Source organism: Mesotoga sp. HF07.pep.5.2.highcov (assembly GCF_003666285.1).
Taxonomy (GTDB): Bacteria; Thermotogota; Thermotogae; order Petrotogales; family Kosmotogaceae; genus Mesotoga; species Mesotoga prima.
Genome location: NZ_JFHJ01000485.1, coordinates 1 through 6,247 on the forward strand (window position 1 = coordinate 1; position 6,247 = coordinate 6,247).

Consider the following 6,247-nt stretch of genomic DNA (forward strand, 5'->3'; position numbering starts at 1 on the left):
CAGAGATTCTAAGCGAAGAGGCGGCGACATTGCTGGTCGAAGAGGCTTTTGAGAACTGCTCAATAGCGAGCGGAGAGGATGTCTATATCTTCCATGACGGAACTGGTGAGTACCGTGACTTTGAAGGTTATTCAGGAGCCTTCCAGAAAAAGACCGTGAAGGAAAAGATCGATACCGTGGTGTCTCTGGAGAAGCTGGCTCTCGAATACGACAAAAGGATCGTGATGGTTCCGACATGTAGGACTGCCGATACCTGGTCGGAAGTAACCATAATCAATACACTTGGATTGAATAGGCGGTACAAAAGCGACGGTGGATTTGCTGTTGTAGTGAGTCTCGCAGGCGACGAGAAATCCAAGAAGACGGGTTTCAGTTTCTCACTTGTCAGAACGCCTGAAGAGCTGGATGTGAAAAGAGTCGCTGAAGAGGCTTCAAAAAGAGCCATAGACCAACTCGGCGCCAGAAATGTGAAGAGTGGAAAGTACAGAGTTGTTTTCAGAAACGATGTCTTCGGGCAGCTTTTCGGAACTTTCACCTCAATGTACTCGGCGGACAACGTTCAGAGGGGCCTTTCCATCTTGAAAGGGAAAATGGGGACCGTAATTGGATCAAGCAAGCTTACGGTGTACGACGACCCGTTCCTTCCCGAGAGTCCTTACAGTAAGCCATTTGACGACGAAGGGGTGCCGACGCGTAAAAAAGCGCTTGTTGAGAAAGGCGAGTTAAAGACTTTCCTGTATGACTTGAGAACGGCCGCGAAAGACGGTACGAAGTCCACGGGGAACTCCGTAAGGGGTACTTACAGGTCAAAGCCTTCAATAGCCCCAGTGAACACTGTTGTTAGATCGGGAGACTTAAGTTTCGATGAACTCCTCGAAAGTATGGGCGAAGGCATACTGGTCACTGATCTTACCGGCCTTCATTCCGGCACAAATCAGGTTTCAGGCGAATTTTCACTCGGAGCGAGCGGCTTTTTCGTGAAGGACGGGAAGATAAGTAATCCCATAGAGCAGTTTACGATATCTTCAAACATATTGAAGGTCTATAGTGGCATTTTAGAAGTTGGCAGCGACTCGGTTTCATCTATCTATCGTGTGAGTTCTCCTTCGGTCTTAATAGATGAAATCGATGTGGCTTCTGAATGATAACGGAGGTGACTCTTTTGCCCTTATACAGTTTTGTCTGCAAAGAATGTGGTCACGAGGAGAGTCTTCTTTTGGGGATGAGCGCTCCGGTGCCTCCCTGTGAAAAATGCGGAGGTATTCTCTCAAAGCAGATAACTAATATTTCAAGTTTCGGATCATCCTCGGGTTCTGACAGTTGCGGCTCATGCTCCGGCGGAAGTTGCTCAACCTGCGGACACTGATTCTTTCAGATACGGAAGTGCCCGGATAATCTGCCCGGGCACTTATGTGTGGATAAGACCGAATGAATTCACTTGACTTCAGGATAGTTCGTCCTAGAATGGATATTTAGAAAAGTTAGACTGCTTTTATCCTTCCAACCTATTTGCGAGATTTTTCTCAGTAGAGTTCCAGATATTTACGGATCTCCCAGTCGGTGATCGAAGCGCAGAATTCGTTCCATTCGCCCTCTTTTGATCTGACGAATGTGCTAAATATATGTTCGCCTAGCGTAGACCTCACGAATTCGCTGTTTCTGGTAAACTCAAGAGCACTAATTAGAGTCCCTGGGAGGTTTTCTATCATCAGTTCCTTTCTTCTCGAGCCTTTCATTTTGAAAATATTCTCATCGACTGGATTGGGCGGGTCGATCTTCTTCTCTAAACCGTCCAGACCGGCGGCAAGAGCCAATGCGAGCGCAAGATAAGGATTGCACGTGGGATCGGGGCTCCTGAATTCCAGCCTGGTTCCATCTCCCCTTGTGCTGGGTATTCTGATCATTGCGCTCCTGTTTCCCAGCGCCCAAGAGATATTCACGGGGGCCTCGTATCCAGGTGTAAGTCTCTTGTAGCTGTTTATGGTTGGATTCGTAACAGCAGTAATCTCTTTTGCGCGTGAGATAATTCCCGCGACGAAACTCAGAGCGGTTTCGCTTAACCCGTGATCTTTTGAGGAATCGTAGAAGGCATTGTTGCCGTCCGAGAAGAGGCTCATATGGACATGCATCCCCGATCCGTTGACTCCCGAAAAGGCTTCGGCATAAATGTTGCATGAAATCCATTGGCTATAGCTATCGTCTTCACAACCCATTTGAACGTCTGGATGTTATCTGCGGTTTTCAGTATGTCAGTGTATCTGAAATCAATTTCGTGTTGTGAAGGGGCCACCTCATGATGTGCCGCCTCAACTTCAAACCCCATTTCCTGAAGAGAAAGCACGATCTGTTTCCTTACCTCCTCACCTCCATCAACTGGAAGGAGGTCGAAATAACTTCCCGTATCCAGAAATGCTCCGATCGGTTTTCCACGGTCATGGTCTCTCTTGACTATAAAGAATTCTGGTTCAGGACCGGCGTAAGTCTCAAACCCCATACTCTTGGCTCGCTGGATAACTCTCTTCAAAACATATCTTGGATCTCCCTCAAATGGTGTACCGTCAGGTTTGTAGACATCACAGATGAGTCTTATAGTTTTTCCCTGACAGTTGTCCCAGGGAAGGAAGGCGAAAGTCGAAAGATCCGGCCGTAGGTACATGTCGGACTCCTCGATTCGCACAAAGCCGTCGATTGAGGATCCGTCGAACATTGCACCCTTTTCCAGAATTGTAGGCAGCATTCTTGCAGGAACTTCCACATTCTTCAGCATACCGTTTATATCGGTTATCTGAAGCCTGACGAAACCAATTTCTCCAGATTCGCATTTCTGAATCAATTCTTTTTCAGTCATGTTACTCCCCCGCTATCCTTGCCCGACCCAAGGGCATGAGATACTAAAGTATACGCCAAACTGATAACATTATAAATTATTAGTTGAATTTTTCAGGGATTGATTGATGATAAACTAATCACATGGAGGTGCCCGATGAACATAAAGCGTGCCTTTGTCAGCGTACATGACAAGTCAAGAGTGGAAAAGATCGCTGGATATCTAGTCTCGAACGGTGTAGAAATCGTCGCCACTGATCATACCGCGGAATACCTTATGGATCATGGTGTCGAGGCAATAAAGGTCGCTGATTACACTGGGTTTCCTTCGATATTCGACGGAAGGCTGAAAGCTATCCACCCAAAGATTATAGGTGGAATTCTTGCGATCCAGGATCTTCCTGCCCATATTGAGGAAATGAGAGAACATTCGATTTTGCCTTTCGACATGATAGTTATGAATCTCAAGCCTTTTGAGTCCGCTGTAAAGGAATCACCGGATGAGTCTAATCTCTCAAAAGAGATCGATATCAGTGGACCGGCCCTGCTGATGGCGGGCGCCAAGAACCACAGGGACATTGTAGTCATATCCGATCCCATGGATTATGATGAAGTGATTGACAGTTTAGAGGACTGTGGAGATGTTCCCCTTCTTAAAAGAAGAAGATACGCTCTTAAGGCGATCTACGCTGCCTTGCTTTACAATTCTTCCATTCATAAGGCGTTATCGCAGATTTTTGCTTCCGAGAAATACGACTATACGGTCATGGAACACGTTATGCAGCTGCTTTACGGGGACAACCCCTCTCAGAAGGCTCATTTGCTAAAGCTTACGAAGGAACCTGGTCTGCTTGATGAGGTTCAGATCGGTAATCCCGCCATTGGACTCAAAAAGTCTCAGCTGAGAAACATTAATGTTTTCATGGAGCTTTATTACTACAGCGACAACATTTCGCTTTTCCTAGATAAAGGTAAGATCACAAAAGTCTTTGCGGGCAAGGTACCGGACGATTTTTCCATGGGCGGTCCCGATACGATGTTTGCTTCGACCTTTGCCATCGATGGTGATACTTTGAAGAGACTGAGTGACAATGGCGTAGAGGCTTTTGGAGGCGTTTTCGACCGCGATGCCATACGCGCTGCAAGAGAGAGAGATATAATGATACTGACCGTACCGGCCCATGAAGCGGTGACACTATCGAAGGAAACTTATTCGGGCTTCGGGAACTATTTTGTAAGAGAACTCACATTCGAGATGAAGAAGTATGACCTTGATACAGACGGAAGGCTCGCTCTCTATTGTTCACGCGTGAACAGGGCGAACAATTTCTCAATTTTCAAAGACGGTGAGAGTATTCTTCTCAAGAGCGGTTTGAGTTACGAAGAACTTCAGAGTTACGATTTCGGCAGTCATGATTTGAGGGATTCTGTAATGGCTTCTGACAATGATTTGACCGACGATCTGATAGTAAGAATACTTGCCTCCGGGGTTAGACAGATAATCCTTCCCGGTACGAAAAGAACCTATTCGAACAGAAACATTCTAGTGCTTGGAATAGACTTCACCAGACTGAACAACTAGAGATCACTTGAAAGCTGAGAAAGCAGAATATATAATGTATATACACCATGCTAGGTGGGGAGCTGGCGGTTCCCTGTACCCGAAATCCGCCATACGCGGGGCCGAATGCCTTTTGAGGCTTTGCCGGTTTGGTGTCGGTTTGTCTAAAGGTGTTGAGGATTGAGTCCTGCGCAACGGGAACTTGCGAACCTGGTCAGGTCCGGGAGGAAGCAGCCATAAGCGAGCGCTCTCGTGTGCCGCGGGGTTGCTCAGTCTGAGCCGGAAGGCAAATACGGCCAGGTCGGGAATGTCGATGGAGGATGCATGGTGTTTCTTCTTCTATGTATCGCACCTAATCATCTGTTAGAATTAATATGACAATAATAGACGGTTTTAGGAGGTACATGGGATGTTATTAAAAGGAGAAAAGGCGATAGACTTCTCACTATTCGGTTCGGATCTTAAGGAATACAAACTCAACGAATATCTAGGAAAGAAAGTTGTACTCGTTTTCTACCCCGGTGCGTTCACGAGTGTATGTCAAAAGGAACTATGTACATTCAGAGATTCTCTTGCGAACTTTGAGAGCCTTAACGCTACAATTCTCGGGATAAGTATGGACAGCCCTTTTGCCAACAAAGCTTTCAAGGAGCAAAATTCCCTTTCCTTTCAGCTTCTCTCAGATATTGGAGGAGAAGTATCCGGGAAGTACGGCGGCGTGCATCAGGACTTTGCCGGCGTAAGGGGTCTCACTGTTTCAAAGAGAGCCGTATTTATTGTGAATAAAGACGGAAAGATTTCCTACACATGGGTTTCAGACGATCCCAGAGTTGAGCCAGATTACGCAGAAATCTCGAATCATCTTAAGAAGATTTAGCGATGGGGGGATAACCCCCACCGTCTTTGTTAGAGGAGGTTAGTATGACAGAATTCAGCTTTCCGGAGCACTCGACGGAGCTTCTTGAAACCCTCAGGGACGGGAGAGTTCTGATCGGAGTAACAGATGGCGTTGAAACGAACCTGATAACCGTTGGCTGGGGTTTCCTGGGTTACACATGGAATCGACCTGTCTTCATTGCCATGATAAGGCCCAGCAGATTCACGCACGATTTTTTCAGAAGCAGCGACGGATTCTCGGTCAATTTCATGTCAGCAAAGTGGCAGGAGGCTCTGGATTTCTGTGGAACAAGAAGCGGAAAGTATTTCGACAAGTTCAAGGAAACCGGATTGACTGCTAGAGAGGGGCTGTCACCTTCAATAGTCGTAGTAGATGAGGCTGACAAAGTTCTGGAGTGTCGCGTTGTTTCAAAGGAAGCGTTGACGCCTTTGGCTCTGAATGGTAGTATAGCCAGCACATTCTATGGCGATAATTCTTATCATTCGCTCATCTTCGGCGAAATTACAGATTCATACACTCTTCCTTGAGAATACTCCTACAAAGAATGTGAGCAAGAGAGAGGCTACTAGAATTGACCAGAGAATGTATGACGACCAGTTGGGAGTCTGGAGGCTCAGCTTCAGAGAAGAGTCCAGCAGAAGAATATCTCTTGCGAAAATCAGAGAGACTATGGATTGAAAGGAAGACAGGAATCCTAGAACGAGGTTCCAATTCCTTATTCCCGCGCTCAGTGAAGTAATCAACGCAAAAACGTAGATAAAGAATGAAATAGGCGCGAACACTATTCCTGCGATGAAGATAGGCCTAATCGAGTCTGCATCTTGCACAATGTTCGTCGACATTTGGTTTGCCGTGACTATCAAAACTATCGAAAGCAAACCAACTATGACACCTGCGGCCGTAAAGTATTTGTAAGCCTTTTCCTTTCTGCGAGCATATGCAACGCTTATTGCCCCGCGATC

At 46.5% G+C, this 6,247-nt stretch carries 6 protein-coding genes, 1 other RNA gene and 1 pseudogene; 6 read left to right on the top strand and 2 right to left on the bottom strand.

All coding sequences use genetic code 11. From position 1 onward, the window contains the following. Positions 1-1,145, top strand: a 1,145-nt coding sequence (locus BG32_RS10230) for a TldD/PmbA family protein (protein ID WP_147434947.1), incomplete at its 5' end; no start/stop codon positions are given. Further along, positions 1,142-1,366, top strand: coding sequence for an FmdB family zinc ribbon protein (locus BG32_RS17140; RefSeq protein ID WP_121526790.1), 225 nt, complete (start codon positions 1,142-1,144; stop codon positions 1,364-1,366). The genes BG32_RS10230 and BG32_RS17140, both read left to right, overlap by 4 nt. 157 nt (positions 1,367-1,523) lie before the next feature. Here BG32_RS17140 and glnA read toward each other — a convergent pair. Further along, positions 1,524-2,848: pseudogene (glnA, locus tag BG32_RS17145) on the bottom strand (type I glutamate--ammonia ligase). Positions 2,849-2,983: 135 nt separating this feature from the next. Here glnA and BG32_RS10245 point away from each other — a divergent pair. The 4 genes from BG32_RS10245 to BG32_RS10260 all read left to right on the top strand — a co-directional run bounded on the left by BG32_RS10245 (position 2,984) and on the right by BG32_RS10260 (position 5,812). After that, positions 2,984-4,408, top strand: a complete 1,425-nt coding sequence (locus BG32_RS10245; RefSeq protein WP_006490086.1) for a phosphoribosylaminoimidazolecarboxamide formyltransferase — start codon at positions 2,984-2,986, stop codon at positions 4,406-4,408. A gap of 45 nt (positions 4,409-4,453) precedes the next feature. Next, an RNA gene (ffs, locus tag BG32_RS10250) (signal recognition particle sRNA large type) lies at positions 4,454-4,715 on the top strand. A gap of 81 nt (positions 4,716-4,796) precedes the next feature. After that, positions 4,797-5,264 (top strand): peroxiredoxin, encoded by a 468-nt coding sequence (locus BG32_RS10255; protein ID WP_006490087.1) that lies wholly within the window; start codon positions 4,797-4,799, stop codon positions 5,262-5,264. A 44-nt stretch (positions 5,265-5,308) separates the two neighbouring features. Further along, positions 5,309-5,812 (top strand): flavin reductase family protein, encoded by a 504-nt coding sequence (locus tag BG32_RS10260; RefSeq protein ID WP_006490088.1) that lies wholly within the window; start codon positions 5,309-5,311, stop codon positions 5,810-5,812. Here BG32_RS10260 and BG32_RS10265 read toward each other — a convergent pair. Beyond that, positions 5,795-6,247, bottom strand: a 453-nt coding sequence (locus BG32_RS10265; protein WP_121526791.1) for a hypothetical protein, incomplete at its 5' end; no start/stop codon positions are given. The genes BG32_RS10260 and BG32_RS10265 overlap by 18 nt on opposite strands.